Below are 18,434 nucleotides of genomic sequence, written 5' to 3' on the forward strand. Positions count from 1 at the left end.
TTCTTATGTAGTTGCGCCGCGGGCGCGACGCCTATGCCACCCGCCCCACGCCGCGGCTGACCTGGGGCTTGCCCTCGCCCAGCCGGGCCAGGTTGTCGTCCAGCTCGTCGAGGTCGTAGAGGTAGTTCACCATCAAGCCGCAGGACTGCTTGAGTCCCTTGGGCGAGGTATCCGCGGCCCAATTGAGCCGTTCGATGCGCGCGCCATTGCCCAGGTGGAAACGCGCCACCGCGTCCACCGGCATGCCGTTCTTCATGGACTGCAGATAATTGGCTGTCAGGCGGAAACCCGCGCGCTTGACCACGTCGGCGGCCTTGCCCTGGGCCGCCTTGGCCAGGCGCGCAACCCAGCGCCGCCCGTCGGGCACGCCCTCGCGCTTGCGCGCCTTGGCGCGCACCTTGTCCTCGCGCACGATGGCCTCCACCGCCTCGGCGTCCAGCTTGCCCAGCCAGTCGGCGAAGCCCGGGATGGGCGACAGCGTGGCGAAGGACTTCAGCTTGGGCAGTTCATGCAGCAGCTGCTCCACCACGCGCTTGAGCAGGAAGTTGCCGAAGCTGATGCCCTTCAGGCCGGGTTGCGTGTTGGAGATGGAATAGAAGATGGCCCAGCGCGCCTTGTCCAGGTCCTGCGGCGGCAGCGTGCTGTCCAAAAGCACCTGCACGTTGTCGGCCATCTGGCTGGCGAAGGCGACTTCCACGAAGATGAGCGGCACGCCCGGCATCTGCGGATGGAAATAGGCGTAGCAGCGACGGTCCGGCGAAACGCGGCGGCGCAGGTCGTCCCAGGAGGTGATCTCGTGCACGGCTTCGTAAAGGATCAACTTTTCCAGTAGCGACGCAGGCGAATCCCAGGTCAGCGGCCGCAGTTCCAGCAGGCCCACGTCGAACCAGGCGGACAGCAGACCCTCGAGGTCCTTGTCCAGCATCTGAATGCCCGCCACCTGCTTGCGCCAGCGCAGCATGTCCGCGCGCAGCTCCACCAGGAAGCGCAGGCCCTGGGGCTGCGCATTGAAGCGCTTGAAGAGGCGCGCGCCCTCGCCGCCTTCGCCAGCGTAGCTGCCGCGCGCCTGCGCCAGCGCGGTCAGCATCAGCCGGCGGTCCTTGCCGTCCGCGGCGCTGTACTGCTCGCACCAGCGGCGGGCCAGCTTGTTGGCGGCCACGTCGGTCAGGCGCGCTTCGAACAAGCGCCGGACTTCGGATTCACTGGGCAGCCGGCCGCGTTCCCACAGCTTGCCCAGGCGGGACATCAGGCCCGCGCTTTCGGCGGCGGCCGCTTCATCGATGGCCTCGGCCTCGGGCTCAGGCGTGCGTGCGCCGCGCGCGGGCGCGAGATTGGCGGGTGCGGACATGGGCGGGCTCCTCGATGACGATGGGATCGGACGGCGCCGCATCGGCGGCGTCCGCATGGCTCAATGCGCGCAGCGCTTCCAGCTGGCGCATCAGGTGGTTGTGCGCGAGCGCCTGCGCGGCCTCGCTGTCGTGCGCCTTGAGCGCTTCGAACATGGCCAGGTGCTCGGCGCAGGACTGCTGGATGCGGCCGGGCTGGGACAGGCTGCGGTGGCGCGACAGGCTCAGCACCTTGCGCAGATTGCCCACCATGTCCGACAGCCATTGGTTGCCGGCCAGGGCCTGCACCGCTTCGTGGATCAGGTAGTTGGTCTTGTAGTAGGCATCGATGCGGCCAGCCTGGGCATGGCCCGCCAGCGCCGCGTGCAGGGGTTCAAGCTCGGCCAGTTGGGCATCGCTGGCCTTGCGCGCGGCCTCGAAGGCGCAGCGCCCTTCCAGCATGGCCATCAGCGGGAAGATGTCTTCCAGGTCTTGCGCCGAGAGTTCATTGACGAAGCAGCCGCGGCGCGGCTCCAGCCGCACCAGCCCTTCGGTGGCCAGCACCTTGAGCGCCTCGCGCAAGGGGGTGCGGGAGATGCCCAGCTCGCCCGCCAGGCGCAGTTCGTCTATCCATTCGCCGTTGCGCAGGGAGCGCGCGTGGATCATGCCGCGCAGGCGATCCGCGACTTCCAGGTAGAGGGCTTGCCGGACGATGGGAAGGGTCATGGGTCAGCGGCCTGGACTGCACCGTAATTCATAATTATGAATAAGGCCATGATAGTGCTGGATGCGGGAAAAAGAAAACCCCTTGCTCCTCGGTAGCTACCCTAGGAATAAAAAGGGCCTCCGGCATCCGGAGGCCCGTCGATTCATCCCGAAAAATGGGGACAAAATCAGAAGTGCAGCACCCCATCGACCGCGTGGCGGGTCAGGGAGCGGGCCCAGCGGCGCGCCGGCAGGCCGTATTTGGCCTCCACCACCTCGGCGCGGGCCAACAGCTCGGCGGGAGTGACTTCCAGGCGCGGGCCGGAGAACGCCAGCACGATCTGGTTGCCCGCCTCGACCTCGGGCAGCAGCACGATGCGGTCGTCGAAGGCCTTGGACAGGTTGTCGATGTTCTTGCCGAAGCTCTCGTGGCGGCCGAACAGGTTCACGGCCAGCACGCCGACCTCGCCCAGCACGCGGCGGCAGTCGCGATAGAACTTGACGCTGTCGCGCACCGGTCCCTCGGCCATGGCGTCGTACAAGTCCACCATCAGCACCGGGCAACGCCCCGCGTTGAGCGGATCGGCCACCCAGGCGCCGGCGTCGGCGTGTTCGACTTCGAGGCGGTTCGCGCCCGGCAGGCGGAAGAACATATGGCAGGCCGCCGTCACCCGCGGATTCCATTCCACCGCCAGCAAGGGACTGCGCGTGTGCTTCACGCAGTAGCGCGCCAGCGAGCCGGCGCCCAGGCCCAGCATGCCGATGGCTTCGTCCTTGGGCGGCTCCAGGAACAGCAGCCAGGCCATCATCTGGGCGGTGTACTCGAGCACCAGCTCCGACGGGTTCTTGATGCGCATGGCGCCCTGGACCCAGACGGTGTTGAAGTGCAGATAGCGGACGCCGTCCACCTCGGACAGGGTCGGCTGGTCCAGCTCGGAAGGAAAGTTCGATTTATGCATGGCGGCGATTGTAGGTCGGACGCCGCCTCTGCGTCAGGCGGCCAGCCGGCCGTCCCCGCTCTCCCAGATGCGTTCCAGCAGTTCCGCGCGGGACGTTTCGGCTTGCAGGCCGGCCGCCAGCCGCAGCACCCGCTTCAGGTAAAGGTGCGCATCGCACTCCCAGGTGACGCCCAACGCGCCGTGGACCTGGATGGCGTTCTGCGCCGCGCGCCGGCCCGCCTCCACCGCAAGCAATGGCGCGAACAGGCTGTCGCGTTCCGCCGAAGCCGCGCCCGCGTCATGCGCCGCAACCGCTGCCACGCCCGCCAGCCTGGCGTCGTCCAGGGCCATCCAGTCTTCCGCCAGCCGATGCTTGATCGCCTGGTTGGCGCCGATGGCGCGGTCGAATTGCCGGCGTTCGCGTGCATGGGCCGCCGCCATGTCCAGCGCGGCCGAGGCAGCGCCCAGCAGCTCAGCCGAACGCAACAGGCGCAGGCGCGTCCGCAGGCGCTCCCAGGTTCCCGCCTCGACCTCCAGATCGACGCTGTCCAGCACTTGCGGGCGGGTCACGCGCGCCACCGGCATGGTGGGATCGAGCCGCGCCTCGCCGGATACGGGCGCCAGCGCCTCCAGGCGCAGGGCGGTGGCGCTCAAGCGCCGCACGGCCAGTGCACGCACGCCCTCGCCCGCGCCTTCGATGAAGACCGATCCGTCGGGACGCACGGCAGCGTCAGCAAAGTAGGTGTCGCCCGCCATCACGGCGGCAGCCCATCCCGCGGCCGGCCCCGCCGCGCACAGGGTCGGCAGTATCGCCATGTTGGCCGCCAGCGGCAGGCTCAACAGGTGCCGCCCGGCGGCTTCGGCCACGATCCAGGCTTCGCGCATGCCCAGCCCCAGTCCGTCCTGCGCGGCCGGCGCCAGCAACGCCGGCCAGCCCTGGGCGGCGATCTCGCGCCATTGCGCCAGGCGCGCTTCATAGGGTTTGCCGGCCGCGGCGCGTGCCGTGGCGGGCGGATGGCGGTCGGCCAGAAAGCGCCGGGCCGCGTCGTCCAGCATGCGCTGGTCTTCGGTCGGATGCAGATCCATGAGGTTCAAGCCTTGGGCAGGCCGAGCATCTGCTCGGCGATGATATTGCGCTGGATTTCGGAGGTGCCGGCCAATATGGTTTCGGCGCGCGACCACAGATAGGCATGCGTCAGTTCGGCGGCATGCGCGTCGCTCGCGTCGTCCGCCAGGCAGGCATCCTCGCCCAGCAGTTGCAGCGACAGTTCCAGCAGCCGCTGATGCGCTTCGCTCCAATGGATCTTGGTGGAAGACCCTTCGGGCCCCGGCGGATCGCCGCGCATCGCGCCAGCCAGCGCGCGCTGCGACTTCAACGCCAGCACATGGCTGTCGGCCGCAAGCCGCGCCCACTGATGGCGCACCGCGGCCGAGGACGCCGGAACGTGGCCGTAGGCATCGGCGCGCAACGCCAGTTCGCGCACCTGGCGCAGTTCCTGCGCGAAGCGCACCAGCCGCGGGATGAAGTAGGTGCCGCGCTCGAAGCTGGCCGCGGCCATGGCGATCTTCCAGCCCTGGTTCGGCGCGCCCAGCAGGCAGTCTTCGGGCACGAACACATCCTCGAAGAACACCTCGCAGAATTCGGCCTCGCCCGTAATCTGCCGGATGGGTTCGACCCGCACGCCGGGGCTGCGCATGTCGACCAGCAGGAAGCTCAGCCCCTTGTGCTTGGGCGCCTGCGCATCGGTGCGCGCCAGCACGAAGCACCATTGCGCGCGGTCGGCGAACGAGGTCCAGATCTTGTGGCCGTTCAAGCGATAGCCGCCCGCCGCTGCCTCCGCCCGCGTGAGCACCGACGCCAGGTCGGAGCCGGCGCCAGGCTCCGAATAGCCCTGGCACCAGACCTCGCGGTTCGACAGGATTCCGGGCAAAAAGCGGCGCTTCTGCGCCTCGGTGCCGAAATGCAGCAGCGTCGGCGCCAGAATGCCGTGTCCGATCAGGTTCACGCCCAGCGGCGCGCCGCAGCGCGCGTGCTCTTCGTGGAACACTGCCTGCCGCGACAGCGGCAGGGCGCGGCCCCCGTGCTCCTTGGGCCAGCCCAAACCGGACCAGCCGTTGGCGCACAGGGTGTCTTCCCAGGCCCGCCGGAAATCGAGGCTGCGCGGCTCGGCCCCGCCCGGCCAATCCTTGACGAAACCCGCGTAGGCCGATGCCAGCCAGCCGCGCAGGTCCAGGCGGAACGTCTCGTCTTCCCGCGCGGCGCTTTCCAACTGCGTCATGCCATTACTCCAGGCGGATGTTCGAATCGCGCGCGACCTTGGCCCACGTGGTCACGTCCTGGCGGATGAAAGCGGCGAAAGTCTTGGGATCGCTGCCGATGATGTCCAGCCCCAGGCCGGTGAACTGCGCCTTGACGTCAGGCTGTTGCAGGATCTGCGCCAGGTTGCTGTAGATCTTGTCCACCACCGGCTGCGGCGTGCGCGCCGGCGCCACCAGGCCCAGCCAGGGCATGGCGGAATAGCCCGGCAGGCCCGAGGCCGCAACGGTCGGCAGATCCGGCACCGAGGCCGAGGGCTGGGCGGTAGTCACCGCCAACACGCGCAGCTTGCCGTCCTTCACGAAGGGGCCGGACGAGGCCCAGGCGTCGAACATGACCTGCAGGCGGCCCGCCACCAGATCGTTGAGCGCTGGCGCGCTGCCCTTGTACGGGATGTGCGTCATCTGCACGCCCGCCATGCTGTTGAAGAGTTCAGCTTCCAGATGGGTCGAGCTGCCGGTGCCGACCGAACCGTAGCTGACCTTGCCCGGATTCGCCTTCAGGTAGGCGATCAGCTCGCCCACGTTCTTGGCCGGCACCGAGGGATGCACTTCCAGCACGTGCACCACCGACGCCACCTGGCTGATGGGCGCGAAGTCCTTGATCGGGTCGTAGTTCACCTTGGCGTAGATGCTGGGCGCGATGCCCAGCGACGAAGCCGCCATCAGCAAGGTATAGCCGTCGGGTTCGGCGCGCGACACGTAGTCGGACGCGATCATGGTGCCGCCGCCCGGCTTGTTTTCCACGATTACCGGCTGGCCCAGCTTGCCGCTGAGCTTTTCCGCCAGCAGGCGGCTCATAATGTCGGTCGCGCCTCCTGGCGAGAACGGCACCACGATGCGTATCGGACGGTTGGGATAGCTGTCCTGGGCCATGGCCGGACCCGTGACGCCGATGCAAGCCAGCGCGACGCCAACCAATAGTTTCTTCATCATGCTTGTCTCCTCCTGGGATGGATTGCGCGCTAGGCGCTACGGGTTGCGGGCAGGATCAGCGCGTCCAGTACCGCAACGCCCTGTCCAGCCTCTTTGATCAGCAATGGATTGACTTCGATTTCCGCCACATGCGCGGGCGCGGCAAGCAAGGCATTGCCCACGGCCACGATGCTGCGGCACGCGGCCGCCACGTCGGCCTGGGGCTTGCCGCGATAACCGTCAAGCAGCGCGTAGGCCTTGAGCTCCTGCAGCATTTGCAGCGCAATGTCCTCGTCCACCGGCAGCAGGCGATGGCTGGTGTCCTGGTACAGCTCGGTCAACACGCCGCCCAGCCCCACGGTCAGCACCGGACCGAAGACGGGATCGCGCGTGGCGCCGACGATGATCTCGGCCACGCCGCGCTCCATCTTCTGCACCATCACGCCGTCGATCCGCGCCCCTGGCTGCGCCGCGGCCGCCGCCCGCGTCACCTCGCCGTACGCGCGGCGCACGGCGTCGTCGTCGGCCAGGTTCAGCGCCACGCCACCCGCCTCGGTCTTGTGGGCGATGTCGGCGCTCAGTATCTTCAGGGCAACCGGATATCCGGCCTCCCGCGCCTGCGCGACGGCTTCATCCGCGTTCGCGGCCACCTTGGTCCGCGCTTGCGGCAGGCCGAAAGCAGCCACGTACCCGCGCGCATCCGCTTCATTGCAGGGCACAGCCGGCACCGCTGGCGCGTCCAGTTGCGGCGCCGCCGCGATGCGCTTGGCGCCGCGCGCCTCGCACCACAGCAGGTAAGGCGCCAGGGCCGCGACCGCGAGACCCAAGTCCTCGAACACGGCCACCTCGGCGTCGCGCAAGGCCGCGCGGCTCTGGGCCAGGCCGGTATCGATGGCGACGAACAGGCGCTTGTGCCGGCGCGACACGTCCGTCAGCGCGTCGGCCATGCGGTCCAGCATGTAGCCGGGCGCATACACGACGACGGCGTCGATCGCATCGGTGGTGGCCAGCCCTTCCAGCACGGTATGCACAAAGGCGGGATCGTTGACCACGTTGCCGGTCACGTCCACCGGATTGCCGACCATGCCATAGTCGGGAATCCCGCCGCGCAGTACCGCCTGCAGGTCCGGCGGCAGATCGGGCAACTCCAGTCCTGCGCCGATGAACTTGTCCGCCAGGATGGCGCCCAGCGCGCCCGACATGGTCAGCACCGCGACGCGCTTGCCCGCCGAGCGGTGACGCAGCGTAGCCAGGCTGGCCAGATGCGCCATCTGCGCGAAATCGGTGGCCTCGATCACATTCAATTGGCGGAAGGCCGCCCCGTACACGCGCCGGTCCCCGGCCAGCGCCGAGGTATGCGACTGCACCGCCTGCGCGCCCTTGTCCGTGGTGCCGGCCTTCAGCGCGATCAGCAGCTTGCCCTGGCGCTCCAGTTCGCGGCAGGCGCGCTTGAAGCGCTCGCCATTGCGCAACTGTTCTATGTAGCCCAGGACGATTTCCGTCTGCGGGTCGGCCGCCAGGTACTCCAGGTATTGCGAGAAATCCAGGCAGGCTTCGTTGCCGGTGTTGATGAAATGCGAGAACGGCAGGTCCAGCCGGCGCGCGATCGCGTACACCGCCGCGCACACGTTGCCGCTTTGCGTCAGCAGGCTGACCTTGCCCGGCCCCGTCTGCGCCGGCGCGGTCTTGAAGACCGAGGCGAACGCCGTGTAGGCCTGCGTGTTCAGGTTGGCGAAGCCCATGCAATTCGGGCCCGCCACGGCCATGCCGCTTTCGGCCACGAAGGCCTCCAGCTCGTCCTGCAGGCGCGCGCCCTCGCCGCCCGCTTCGGCAAAGCCCGCGGCGTAGACGATGGCGGCGCGCACGCCCTTTGCGTGGCAGCGGCGCAGCATGGGCGTGACGTCCGCGGCCGCGATGGCCAGCACCGCCAGGTCCACCGCCTCGGGCACGGACTCGATGTCCGGCCAGCAGCGGCGGCCGAAGACTTCCTGGTACTTCGGATTCACGGGATAGATGCCGCCCGCATAGCCGAAGCGCGTCAGCAGATCCAGCGGCATGCCGCCGATGCGCCCTGCGTCGGCGCTGGCGCCGATCATCGCGATGGAGCGCGGGTTGAGCAAGGGGTCCAGAGTCATGCTGCCTCACCCGTTTTGCCGCCGGGCCGCCCCAAGGCAAAAGGCGCCCCCTCGGGGGGCAGCGCGCTTGCGTCGCGTGGGGCCATTTGCTTGTTGCGCTGGATGGCTTGCGCCAGGCCGCGTGCACGGACGGCCTGGAACTCCTCGCTCAGATGCGACAGCTGGTGCGTATCGAAATGCGCCGACAGAGCGGTGCGGAAACCCTGTGCGTCCGCGGTGCGGTTCAGCGAGCGCTTGATGAGGCGCAGGCCGAAGGGCGGCGCCTGGGCAATGCGCTGCGCCAGCGCCAGGGTCGCGGCGTCCAGCTCGGCCTCGGGCACCACGCGGTTCACCATGCCGATGCGCAGCGCTTCCTGCGCGTCCACCTTTTCGCCGGTGTAGAGCATTTCCTTGGCCTTGCGCAGCCCCATGACCCAGGGATGGATCAGCACCTCGGTGGCGGCGGCCGCCAGCGTGTGGCCGACGGGATCCGAAAAATAGGCGGTGTCGGAGCACACCACCAGATCGCACATATTGGCGATCATGAAACCGCCCGCCACGCAGGCGCCCTGCACCTGCGCCACCGTCGGTTTGGGAAAGTCCCAGATGCGCATGCAATAGCCGTAGTAGCGGCGCGACTCGTAATCCCAGCGCTCCTCCACCGTGAAGTCGGCGCGTTTGGCCTGGGCTTCCTTCAGGTCATGGCCCGCGGAAAAGTGCGCGCCGCGCCCGGCCAACACCACGACCCGCACCGAGTCGTCCCGTTCTGCGCGCGTCAACGCGTCATCCAGTTCGTCCAGCATCTGCTGGCTTTGGGCATTGCGCGCGGATTCGCGCGCCAGGCTGATGCGGCATACCGAGTCGTGCCGCTCGACGGCCAGGGTGGCGTATTCCATGGTCTCCTCGTCCTTGTTCTGCCGCGCCTTGAGAGGCGGCGCGGTCGACTGGATTGAATTAACGCACCTGGAATCCTAAAATACAAAATATTCAATCAATATTTCCCACATTATGAACAACAGCGGATCCACAGGCGGTACCCAGAGCATGCGGCGCGCCCTGGGCCTGCTGCGCGTACTGGCGCAGCACCAGGAAGACGGCATAGACCTGCAAGGCGTCATGGCCGAGGCCGGACTGGAACGCTCCACCGCGCACCGGCTGCTCAGTTGCCTGCTGGAAGAGCAATTCGCCGAGCGCGACGCCACAACCCGGCGCTACCGCCTGGGCGTGGATTCCATGCAACTGGGATTCGCGGCGCTGCGGCGCACGCCGCTCCTGGACGCGCTGCGTCCGTTTGCGCAGAAGCTCGCGCGCCTGTCGGGCGACACGGTGTTCCTGGTGATACGCCAGGGCGACTACGCCCTGTGCCTGCTGCGCGAGGCTGGCTCGTTCCCCGTCAAGGTATTCACCATCGACCAGGGGGAGCGGCGTCTTCTGGGCGTGGGCGCGGGCGGCCTGGCGCTGATGGCCACCCTGCCCGACGAGGAAATCGCCGCGCTGTACGCGCGGCACTCCGCCACTTACGCGCAGATCGGCGCATCCAGCGCTGCCCTGATGAAATCGGTCAGGCAGGCGCGCGCAGCGGGCTATTCGGAAATCGTGGACACCATCACGCCCGGCGTGTCGGGCGTGGGCGTGGCGTTCCGGGTGTCGGAACTGACCTGGGTGGCATTCAGCTTCGGCGCGATCAGCAGCCGGCTGGACGCGCCGCGACGGGCGCAGATGGGCGCGCTGCTGCGCGCCGAGTGCCAGGCGTGGGCCCAGGACTACCTGGAAAAATAAAGCCCCCTCGCGCAGCGAGGGGGCAGTCTTGCGGCCGGGCGCCCAGAGGCGCCCCTAGGCGCTTCAGATCCGCTCGAAGATGGCGGCAATGCCCTGGCCGCCGCCGATGCACATGGTCACCAGCGCGTAGCGCCCGCCCACGCGCTGCAGTTCGTGCAGCGCCTTGACGGTGATGATCGCGCCGGTGGCGCCGATGGGGTGGCCCAGGCCGATGCCGCTGCCGTTGGGGTTCACCTTGGCCGGATCCAGCTTCAGTTCGCGCGACACCGCGCAGGCTTGCGCCGCGAACGCTTCGTTGGCTTCGATCACGTCCAGCTGATCCACCGTCAGGCCGGCGCGCTTGAGCGCGGCCTGCGTGGCCGGCACCGGACCGATGCCCATGATGTTGGGGTCCACGCCCGCGTGGGCATAGGCCACCAGGCGCGCCAGCGGCTTGACGCCGCGCTTGGCCGCGACCGAGGCGTTCATCAGCACCACGGCGCCCGCGCCGTCGTTCAGGCCCGAAGCGTTGCCCGCCGTCACCGTGCCGTTTTCCTTCTGGAACACCGGCTTCAGGCCCGCAAGGTTTTCGGCCGTGACGTCGCGGCGCACGTGCTCATCGGTGTCGAACACCACTTCGCCCTTGCGCGACTTCATCACCACCGGCACGATCTGGTCGCGGAAGTAGCCCGCGTCGATGGCGGCCGCGGCGCGGCGATGCGATTCCGCGGCCACGGCGTCCTGGTCCTGGCGGCTGATGCCGAACTTGGCCGCCACGTTCTCGGCGGTCACGCCCATGTGCATGCGGCCGAACGGATCCGACAGCGCGCCGGTCATCATGTCCAGCATCACGCTATCGCCCATGCGCGCGCCCCAGCGCTGCGCCGGCGCGATGTACGGCGCGCGGCTCATGCTTTCGGCGCCCGCGCCGATGGCGATTTCGGCATCGCCCAGCATGATGGTCTGCGCAGCCGACACGATGGCCTGCAAGCCCGAACCGCAAAGGCGGTTGACGTTGAAGGCGGGGGTTTCCTTGGCGATGCCGGCGTTCATGGCCGCCACGCGCGACAGGTACATGTCGCGGGGTTCGGTGTTGATGACGTGGCCCACGGCGACGTGCCCGACCTCATCGCCCTTGACGGCGGCGCGTTCCAGCGCGGCCTTGATGACGGTTGCGCCCAGGTCGCACGGCGGCACGTCTTTCAGCGCGCCCCCGAAATCGCCGATGGCGGTGCGGACGGCGGACGCGACGATGACTTCATTCATGGTGTTTCCTCCTTGTAATGCGTTCCATCATACCGCCGCCGTCTTGCGCCCGGGGCTTGCGCGGCGTGACTTCCTGATACCGAAGGGATAGCACCAATACCCTCATCGATATGAACTTGATATCATCCATGCCCAATGCCATCTGGAGCGCCCGCATGGATTTCCGTCATCTGCAGCAGTTCCTGGTCCTGGCCGAAACGCTGAATTTCCACCGCGCTGCCGAAAAACTGCACATGTCGCAGCCGCCCCTGTCCGTCTCGATACGCAAGCTCGAAGAGATGGTGGGAGTGCCGCTGTTCCTGCGCGGACGCCAGGGGGTGAAACTCACCGAAGCCGGCCTGGCCGCGTTGGACGAGGCGCGCCGCGCCCTGTTCCATGCCGAACAGTTCCGGCAGGCGGCGCGCGCCGGCGCCGCGGGCGAAGGCGGCACCGTGCGCATCGGTTTCGTGGGCTCGGCCACGCACGGCGTGCTGCCGCGCATCCTGCCGCAGTTCCGGCAACGCTATCCCGGCGTCACCGTGGTGCTGCGCGAAGCCACCTCCATACGCATCATGCAGGAACTCGAGGAAGACACCCTGGAGATCGGCATCGTGCGCGTGCCGGTGGCGATGGGATCGAACGTGCGGCTCGCGCCGCTGACGACCGAGAACTTCGCGCTGGCCGTGCCCAAGACGCATCCGCTCGCGCGGCGCGGCCGCATCCGCCTGGCGGACCTGGCCGACGAGGCCTTCATCATGTACACCGCCACCGAGGCTGCCGGCCTGCGCATGGCCGCCATCAACGCCTGCCAGCTACGCGGCTTCACGCCCCGCATCACGCAGGAGGCGGTGCAGGTGCAGACGCTGCTCAGCCTGGTGGAAAGCGGCCTGGGCGTGGCCCTGGTACCAGCCGGCGGCCGGCGCCTGCCCGGCACCAACGTCGTCTACAAGACGCTGGCCGATTTTCCCGCGGATGCAACGATCGGCATTTCGCTGGCATGGAACCCCGCGACCGAACGCAGCGCCACGCGCAACCTGCGCGAAATGGCCAGTCAGGCGTTCCGGGACAAGAACGCGAAATAAGCGCGCCGCTTGCGGCAACACGGCCGCCAGGCTTAGGATGGAGCATGGGTTTTATCCTCACCAGCGATCCGGGAGCGCATCGTGAAGACAGTTGCTGAGATACTCAGGGAAAAAGCCAATCATTCCGTCGTGACGGTTTCGCCCGACGCGTCGGTTTTCGAAGCCGTCAGAATCATGGCGGAACGCAGCATCGGCGCCGTGGTGGTGGTCCAGGGCGACGCGGTGCTGGGCATGCTGACCGAGCGCGACTACGCCCGCAAGATCGTGCTGCAGGACCGCTCCTCGCGTACCACGAAGGTGCGCGACATCATGACCGATTCCGTCTACTACGTCAGCCGCGCGGACACGCGCGAACACTGTATGGCGATGATGACGGAACGCCACTTCCGTCATCTGCCTGTCATCGAGGACGGCAAGCTGGTCGGCCTGCTTTCCATCGGCGACCTGGTCAAGGACGTCATGAGCGAACAGAAGTTCATCATCCACGAACTCGAACGCTACATCACCGGCGAACGCGGCTGACGCCGCGCGGTCCATGCGACGGACTCGCGGCTAGCCCGCCGCGAGCGCCTTGAATGCCGGCACGATCAAACCCATGCCGGCCGCCAGCAACAGCACGAACACCATGCGCTTGACGGTCTTCATCGAGCCCGCCGTGCTGTAGCGGCGAGCCACCCAGGTGACGCCGATCACAACCGGCAACGCCAGCAGACTCAACCAGAACGACGAGGCCATGAAGGCCCCCTGCCCGGTCACGAGCGCCAGGCGCACGACCGCGTTAAGCGAAAACAGAATCAGCAGGCTGTTGCGGATGGCGGCCAGCGGCAGGGGCTGGCGGTACAGGTGATAGACCATGGGCGGACCCGCGCTGGAAAACAATCCGCCCAGCACGCCGGAAATCGCGCCGAAGAACACGAACGAACCGCGCGAGGACACATGCGCCAGCGGCTGCGCACGCGCGATCAACAGCACCGCGCAGCCCAGGATGGTGCAGCCCAAAAGCAGTTGCAGCAGCACGCCCATGGAGCCGCTGATCCAGGCCAGCGCCGCCACGCCCGCCCCCACGCCGACCAGGCTGCTGGCCATCGCGGGCCGCATCAGCGACCAGTTCACCTGCGGCTTGGCGCGTGCCAGCGTCACGGCCGCGTTCACCAGCGACAGCACGCTGACCACGTTGGCCACTTCGGACACGGAAGCCAGCTGGAACACGCCCGACAGGCCCAACAGCACCAGCCCGAAGGCGAAGCCCGTCATGGTCTGCGCATAGGTGGCGAGCGCCACGCAGGCGAGGAACAGCAAATATTGGGAAATGCTCATGCTAATGGGAGAGCCTGACCTGCCTCGGCTCTGCCCGGAGCGGCGCGTTGCGCGGCGCGGGAGCGGATCGACGGGGAACAGCGTTAGGGGTTTGGGATCGGGTTTTTTCCGCCGGCGATCATAGCACCGGGATGCGCCGACTCACACTTTGTCACAACTGGATGCGCTCGTGCACCATGACCGGCGCGCCCTGCCGCTATCCTTGCCGCCCTGTAAATCCCTTGCGCCTTGCTCCCGCCGCGCCATCCGCCGCGCCGTCTGGATACGGCGCGCACGGCTGCGAGAATGACGCCCAAACAGACCACGATCAACACGGTGACGCTGACCTGCTCGACCTGCGGCAGCGCCCAATTCACCAAGCTGGACACCAACGAATACCGCTGCAGCCATTGCCACGCGGTCACGCTGGTCGAAGACAACGTCGCCCAACGGCTGGAGAAGATCCTGCGCGGGATGCAGCAGCCGGCTCCCAAGCCGCAGCTCGGTCCGCGCGCCATCGCGGCGGTGGCAGTCGCCGTCGCCGCCGTAATCGCCGTGCCTTTGGTCGCCTCCATGATCGGGTCCAAACCGACCGTCACACGGCAGCCGCCTGTGCCGCCTCCCATCGACGCCTCGCTGGTCAAGCTGACGGACGTGCAGGAGATCCGGGTCCGCGACCGCACGCAGCTGGTCATGATCATGCGCAACGAGACGGGCAAGAAGATCGACGTGCCGCGCGTCACGGCTTCGTTCTTCCAGGGCGACCTGTCGCTGCCGTCGAACTCCAGCTCGGCGCCGGCGCGTTCGCTGCAGCCGGGCGAGTACACACCTGTCATCATCTCCACGCCCAGCCAGGCCTACAGCCGCTATACGCTGCAGGTCTCGCAGCCGACGCTGGCGCGGGACAGGAACAACGACGTGGCCGCCAGCAAGGTGCAGCTAGTGCGCAACGACGGCGCCTACCGCCTGGTCGGCCTCTTGAAGAACAACGGCGCCAACGAGGCCAACAGCAGCCAGATCACGGTGATGCTGTACGACGAGGACGGCAAGCTGATCGGCACCGGCAACGGCTACGGCGCCGCCAGCCCGCTGGCGCCGAACGCGCTGACCTCCTTTGACGTGCGCTGCGAGATGCTGACCGAGGGCCGGGTCGCCTCCTACGACTACATGGTGCAAAGCGAGACCCACACCGCAGCGTCTGCCGCGTCCAAGGCGGAAACGCCCGCCAGCCGCATCGTGCGCGTCAGCCCGGCCGACCCGCGAATCATCGAGCACGTGCGCCTGACGACCGCGGAACTGCTGGATCCGGACTTCGCGCTGTTCGACGCCAGCGCGCTCAAGCTGTCCGCGCCGCGCCGCCTGCTCGACGAGATCGAGCGCCCGGTCCTGTACGCCGAACTGGTCAACACCAGCGACCAGTACGTCGTCCTGTCGCCGAAAGCCAACATTACGGTGTTCGACGGTTCCAACCGGCTGGACCTGCGCCAGAGCTGGAGCCTGCCGGCGCGCCTGTACCCCGGCGAGCGGGTGCCGGTGGCGTTGACCGGCCGCGTCGACCGCTATACCGAGGTCAAGACCGACTGGCTGCCCGCCAAGCGCGCCGCCCTGCCCGGCCCGCGCCCCAAGCTAGCGGTCACGGTCGAGAACACCGAGGCCCAGGTCGGCACCGGCACCCTGAACTTCACCCACCGCTTCCGCTACAAGTACGTGACCGTGCACGGCCGCGTGCGCAATGACAGCCAGGCCGAGGTCGAGAACGTCAAGGTCTGGATCAGCCTTTACGACGCCCAGGACAAGCTGACCGGCGCGGTTTTCCAGGAATTGCGGCTGCCCAAGCTCAAGCCGGAGGAAAGCGCGCCGTTCCAGGTCGACGTCAAGCAATACGGCGGCAACTTCGCCCGGGTGGGCGTGGTGTACGACGCCGGGCCGCGCTAGGGTGCCGTCCTGCGTCGCCCTTAAGCAACAGCTATGGGCTCAAGTCTTATATAAGATATAAGACATTTGCTTGCGTCCCCCTGTTCCCTCTACAATTCGGCGAACAACCCTTCTTCCAACCCGACTTTGAGCAGGCCTCACATGCTGGATAATTACCGCCAACACGTTGCCGAACGCGCGGCTCTGGGGATCCCCCCGCTGCCCCTTACGGCCAAACAAACCGCTGAACTGATCGAACTGCTCAAGAACCCGCCCGCTGGCGAGGAGCAGAACCTGGTCGACCTGCTGACCCACCGCGTGCCCGCCGGCGTGGACGACGCCGCCAAGGTCAAGGCTTCGTACCTGGCTGCCGTGGCGCTGGGCAAGGAAGCTTGTGCGCTGATCAGCCGCGCCAAGGCGACTGAACTGCTCGGCACCATGCTGGGCGGCTACAACATTGGCCCGCTGGTCGACCTGCTGGACGACGCTGAAATCGGCACCATCGCCGCCGATGCGCTGAAGAAGACCCTGTTGATGTTCGACGCCTTCCACGACGTGAAGGAAAAGGCGGACAAGGGCAACGCCAACGCCAAGTCCGTGATGCAAAGCTGGGCTGACGCCGAATGGTTCACCAGCCGTCCGGAACTGCCGCAGAGCCTGACCATCACCGTCTTCAAGGTGCCTGGCGAAACCAACACCGACGACCTGTCGCCGGCTCCCGACGCCACCACCCGCCCCGACATCCCGATGCACGCCCTGGCGATGCTGAAGAACAAGCGCGACGGCGCCGCGTTCGAACCGGAAGAAGACGGCAAGCGCGGTCCGGTCAAGTTCATCGAATCCCTGAAGGAAAAGGGCCACCTGGTCGCCTACGTCGGCGACGTGGTGGGTACGGGGTCGTCGCGCAAGTCGGCCACCAACTCGGTGCTGTGGTTCACCGGCGAAGACATCCCCTTCGTGCCGAACAAGCGTTTCGGCGGCGTGTGCCTGGGCAACAAGATCGCCCCGATCTTCTACAACACCATGGAAGACGCCGGCGCCCTGCCGATCGAACTCGACGTTTCCAAGATGGAAATGGGCGACGTGGTCGAACTGCGCCCCTATGAAGGCCGCGCCCTGAAGAACGGCGAAGTCATCGCCGAATTCGAAGTGAAGTCCGACGTGCTGTTCGACGAAGTGCGCGCCGGCGGCCGCATTCCGCTGATCATCGGCCGCGGCCTGACCGCCAAGGCGCGCGAAGCGCTGGGCCTGCCGGCCTCGACGCTGTTCCGCCTGCCCAAGGACCCCGCCGACACCGGCCGCGGTTACACGCTGGCCCAGAAGATGGTCGGCCGCGCCTGCGGCCTGGCCGAAGGCAAGGGCATCCGCCCGGGCACCTACTGCGAACCGAAGATGACCTCGGTCGGCAGCCAGGACACCACCGGCCCCATGACCCGCGACGAACTGAAGGATCTGGCCTGCCTGGGCTTCTCGGCCGACCTGGTGATGCAGTCGTTCTGCCACACCGCCGCCTATCCGAAGCCCGTGGACGTCAAGACGCACCACACGCTGCCGGAATTCATCAGCACCCGCGGCGGCGTCTCGCTGCGCCCGGGCGACGGCGTGATCCACTCGTGGCTCAACCGCATGCTGTTGCCCGACACCGTCGGCACCGGCGGCGACTCGCACACCCGCTTCCCCATCGGCATCTCGTTCCCGGCCGGCTCGGGCCTGGTCGCCTTTGCCGCCGCCACCGGCGTGATGCCGCTGGACATGCCGGAATCGGTGCTGGTCCGCTTCAAGGGCAAGCTGCAGCCCGGCGTGACCCTGCGCGACCTGGTCAACGCGATTCCGCTGTACGCCATCAAGCAAGGCCTGCTGACGGTTGCCAAGCAAGGCAAGAAGAACATCTTCTCCGGCCGCATCCTGGAAATCGAAGGCCTGCCCGACCTGAAGGTCGAACAAGCCTTTGAACTGTCGGACGCTTCCGCCGAACGTTCGGCCGCCGGCTGCTCGGTGCGCCTGAACAAGGAACCGATCATCGAGTACATCAACAGCAACATCGTGATGCTGAAGTGGATGATCGCCAACGGTTACGAAGACGAGCGCACGCTGGGCCGCCGCATCAAGGCCATGGAAGCCTGGCTGGCCGACCCCAAGCTGCTGGAGCCGGACGCCGACGCCGAGTACGCCGCTGTGATCGAGATCGACCTGGCCGACGTGCACGAGCCCATCGTGGCCTGCCCGAACGACCCTGACGACGTGAAGACGCTGTCGGAAGTCGCTGGCGCCAAGATCGACGAAGTGTTCATCGGCAGCTGCATGACCAACATCGGCCACTTCCGCGCAGCCTCCAAGCTGCTGGAAGGCAAGCGCGACATCCCGGTCAAGCTGTGGGTCGCCCCCCCGACCAAGATGGACGCCACCCAGCTGACCGAGGAAGGCCACTACGGCGTGTTCGGCACCGCCGGCGCCCGCACGGAAATGCCGGGCTGCTCGCTGTGCATGGGCAACCAGGCACAGGTGCGCGAAGGCGCGACCGTCATGTCGACCAGCACCCGCAACTTCCCGAACCGCCTGGGCAAGAACACCAACGTGTACCTGGGTTCGGCCGAACTGGCCGCCATCTGCTCGAAGCTGGGCCGCATCCCGACCAAGGACGAGTACATGGCCGACATGGGCGTCATCAACAAGAGCGGCGACCAGATCTACCAGTACCTGAACTTCGACAAGATCGCGGACTACAAGGACGTGGCTGACGTCATCGAAGTCTAAGCATCGGGCAGCGCAGCCTGGCTGCATCGCCTGCAGGACGGCCCCGGAGCAATCCGGGGCCGTTTTTCTTTG

Annotated in this window: 15 protein-coding genes; 5 read left to right on the plus strand and 10 right to left on the minus strand. The window is 67.4% G+C overall.

The features are described 5' to 3' along the window. Positions 1 to 31: 31 nt before the first annotated feature. From DXK93_RS10225 to DXK93_RS10260, 8 genes are all read right to left on the minus strand, one after another. Entirely contained in the window at positions 32 to 1,348 is a 1,317-nt protein-coding gene (locus DXK93_RS10225; RefSeq protein ID WP_175181786.1) for a malonyl-CoA decarboxylase domain-containing protein, read from the minus strand. Beyond that, positions 1,299 to 2,051, minus strand: a complete 753-nt coding sequence (locus tag DXK93_RS10230) for a GntR family transcriptional regulator (RefSeq protein WP_119449999.1) — start codon at positions 2,049 to 2,051, stop codon at positions 1,299 to 1,301. Before DXK93_RS10230 ends, DXK93_RS10225 begins: the two co-directional genes overlap by 50 nt. A gap of 167 nt (positions 2,052 to 2,218) precedes the next feature. Beyond that, positions 2,219 to 2,989, minus strand: coding sequence for a hypothetical protein (locus tag DXK93_RS10235; RefSeq protein WP_059372341.1), 771 nt, complete (start codon positions 2,987 to 2,989; stop codon positions 2,219 to 2,221). Between the two features lie 33 nt (positions 2,990 to 3,022). Then, entirely contained in the window at positions 3,023 to 4,054 is a 1,032-nt protein-coding gene (locus DXK93_RS10240) for an acyl-CoA dehydrogenase family protein (protein WP_119450000.1), read from the minus strand. Positions 4,055 to 4,059: 5 nt separating this feature from the next. After that, on the minus strand, positions 4,060 to 5,247 hold the full coding sequence (locus DXK93_RS10245; RefSeq protein WP_119450001.1) for an acyl-CoA dehydrogenase family protein: 1,188 nt from the start codon (positions 5,245 to 5,247) through the stop codon (positions 4,060 to 4,062). 4 nt (positions 5,248 to 5,251) lie between these two features. After that, a complete protein-coding gene (locus tag DXK93_RS10250; protein ID WP_119450002.1) occupies positions 5,252 to 6,220 on the minus strand; it encodes a tripartite tricarboxylate transporter substrate binding protein in 969 nt (322 codons plus the stop codon). Positions 6,221 to 6,249: 29 nt separating this feature from the next. Further along, positions 6,250 to 8,334, minus strand: a complete 2,085-nt coding sequence (locus tag DXK93_RS10255; RefSeq protein WP_119450003.1) for an acetate--CoA ligase family protein — start codon at positions 8,332 to 8,334, stop codon at positions 6,250 to 6,252. Next, a complete protein-coding gene (locus DXK93_RS10260) occupies positions 8,331 to 9,209 on the minus strand; it encodes an enoyl-CoA hydratase (protein WP_225591512.1) in 879 nt (292 codons plus the stop codon). Before DXK93_RS10260 ends, DXK93_RS10255 begins: the two co-directional genes overlap by 4 nt. Positions 9,210 to 9,321: 112 nt before the next feature. On the opposite strand from DXK93_RS10260, the gene DXK93_RS10265 reads away from it, so the two are divergent. After that, a complete protein-coding gene (locus tag DXK93_RS10265; RefSeq protein WP_119450004.1) occupies positions 9,322 to 10,092 on the plus strand; it encodes an IclR family transcriptional regulator in 771 nt (256 codons plus the stop codon). A gap of 63 nt (positions 10,093 to 10,155) precedes the next feature. On the opposite strand, the gene bktB is transcribed toward DXK93_RS10265, so the two are convergent. Then, positions 10,156 to 11,337, minus strand: a complete 1,182-nt coding sequence (gene bktB, locus DXK93_RS10270) for a beta-ketothiolase BktB (RefSeq protein ID WP_054452951.1) — start codon at positions 11,335 to 11,337, stop codon at positions 10,156 to 10,158. A 155-nt stretch (positions 11,338 to 11,492) separates the two neighbouring features. Here bktB and DXK93_RS10275 point away from each other — a divergent pair, with 155 nt between their 5' ends. Continuing rightward, entirely contained in the window at positions 11,493 to 12,398 is a 906-nt protein-coding gene (locus DXK93_RS10275; RefSeq protein WP_054452953.1) for a LysR family transcriptional regulator, read from the plus strand. A gap of 81 nt (positions 12,399 to 12,479) precedes the next feature. After that, positions 12,480 to 12,920, plus strand: a complete 441-nt coding sequence (locus tag DXK93_RS10280; RefSeq protein WP_054452955.1) for a CBS domain-containing protein — start codon at positions 12,480 to 12,482, stop codon at positions 12,918 to 12,920. Between the two features lie 30 nt (positions 12,921 to 12,950). Here DXK93_RS10280 and DXK93_RS10285 read toward each other — a convergent pair whose 3' ends face one another. Then, complete coding sequence (locus DXK93_RS10285; protein ID WP_054452957.1) at positions 12,951 to 13,715, minus strand: sulfite exporter TauE/SafE family protein; 765 nt, start codon at positions 13,713 to 13,715, stop codon at positions 12,951 to 12,953. A gap of 285 nt (positions 13,716 to 14,000) precedes the next feature. Between DXK93_RS10285 and DXK93_RS32300 the strand changes: the two genes are divergently transcribed. Next, positions 14,001 to 15,629: an FxLYD domain-containing protein gene (locus tag DXK93_RS32300; RefSeq protein WP_233564530.1), complete on the plus strand. Its 1,629-nt coding sequence runs from the start codon at positions 14,001 to 14,003 to the stop codon at positions 15,627 to 15,629. 141 nt (positions 15,630 to 15,770) lie between these two features. Next, complete coding sequence (gene acnB / locus DXK93_RS10300) at positions 15,771 to 18,362, plus strand: bifunctional aconitate hydratase 2/2-methylisocitrate dehydratase (RefSeq protein WP_054452959.1); 2,592 nt, start codon at positions 15,771 to 15,773, stop codon at positions 18,360 to 18,362. The last annotated feature ends 72 nt before the right edge of the window (positions 18,363 to 18,434 follow it).

It is taken from the genome of Achromobacter sp. K91 (assembly GCF_003576205.1).
GTDB classification, from domain to species: domain Bacteria; phylum Pseudomonadota; class Gammaproteobacteria; order Burkholderiales; family Burkholderiaceae_B; genus Achromobacter; species Achromobacter aegrifaciens.

What these genes read in the sequence shown, in the direction of transcription:
- acnB (WP_054452959.1), top strand. Translation starts at nt 15,771, where the DNA reads ATGCTGGATAATTACCGCCAACACGTTGCCGAACGCGCGGCTCTGGGG.
- DXK93_RS10275 (WP_054452953.1), top strand. Translation starts at nt 11,493, where the DNA reads ATGGATTTCCGTCATCTGCAGCAGTTCCTGGTCCTGGCCGAAACGCTG.
- DXK93_RS32300 (WP_233564530.1), top strand. Translation starts at nt 14,001, where the DNA reads ATGACGCCCAAACAGACCACGATCAACACGGTGACGCTGACCTGCTCG.
- bktB (WP_054452951.1), bottom strand. Translation starts at nt 11,337, where the DNA reads ATGAATGAAGTCATCGTCGCGTCCGCCGTCCGCACCGCCATCGGCGAT.
- DXK93_RS10235 (WP_059372341.1), bottom strand. Translation starts at nt 2,989, where the DNA reads ATGCATAAATCGAACTTTCCTTCCGAGCTGGACCAGCCGACCCTGTCC.
- DXK93_RS10260 (WP_225591512.1), bottom strand. Translation starts at nt 9,209, where the DNA reads ATGGAATACGCCACCCTGGCCGTCGAGCGGCACGACTCGGTATGCCGC.
- DXK93_RS10250 (WP_119450002.1), bottom strand. Translation starts at nt 6,220, where the DNA reads ATGATGAAGAAACTATTGGTTGGCGTCGCGCTGGCTTGCATCGGCGTC.
- DXK93_RS10265 (WP_119450004.1), top strand. Translation starts at nt 9,322, where the DNA reads ATGAACAACAGCGGATCCACAGGCGGTACCCAGAGCATGCGGCGCGCC.
- DXK93_RS10285 (WP_054452957.1), bottom strand. Translation starts at nt 13,715, where the DNA reads ATGAGCATTTCCCAATATTTGCTGTTCCTCGCCTGCGTGGCGCTCGCC.
- DXK93_RS10230 (WP_119449999.1), bottom strand. Translation starts at nt 2,051, where the DNA reads ATGACCCTTCCCATCGTCCGGCAAGCCCTCTACCTGGAAGTCGCGGAT.
- DXK93_RS10245 (WP_119450001.1), bottom strand. Translation starts at nt 5,247, where the DNA reads ATGACGCAGTTGGAAAGCGCCGCGCGGGAAGACGAGACGTTCCGCCTG.
- DXK93_RS10225 (WP_175181786.1), bottom strand. Translation starts at nt 1,348, where the DNA reads ATGTCCGCACCCGCCAATCTCGCGCCCGCGCGCGGCGCACGCACGCCT.
- DXK93_RS10240 (WP_119450000.1), bottom strand. Translation starts at nt 4,054, where the DNA reads ATGGATCTGCATCCGACCGAAGACCAGCGCATGCTGGACGACGCGGCC.
- DXK93_RS10255 (WP_119450003.1), bottom strand. Translation starts at nt 8,334, where the DNA reads ATGACTCTGGACCCCTTGCTCAACCCGCGCTCCATCGCGATGATCGGC.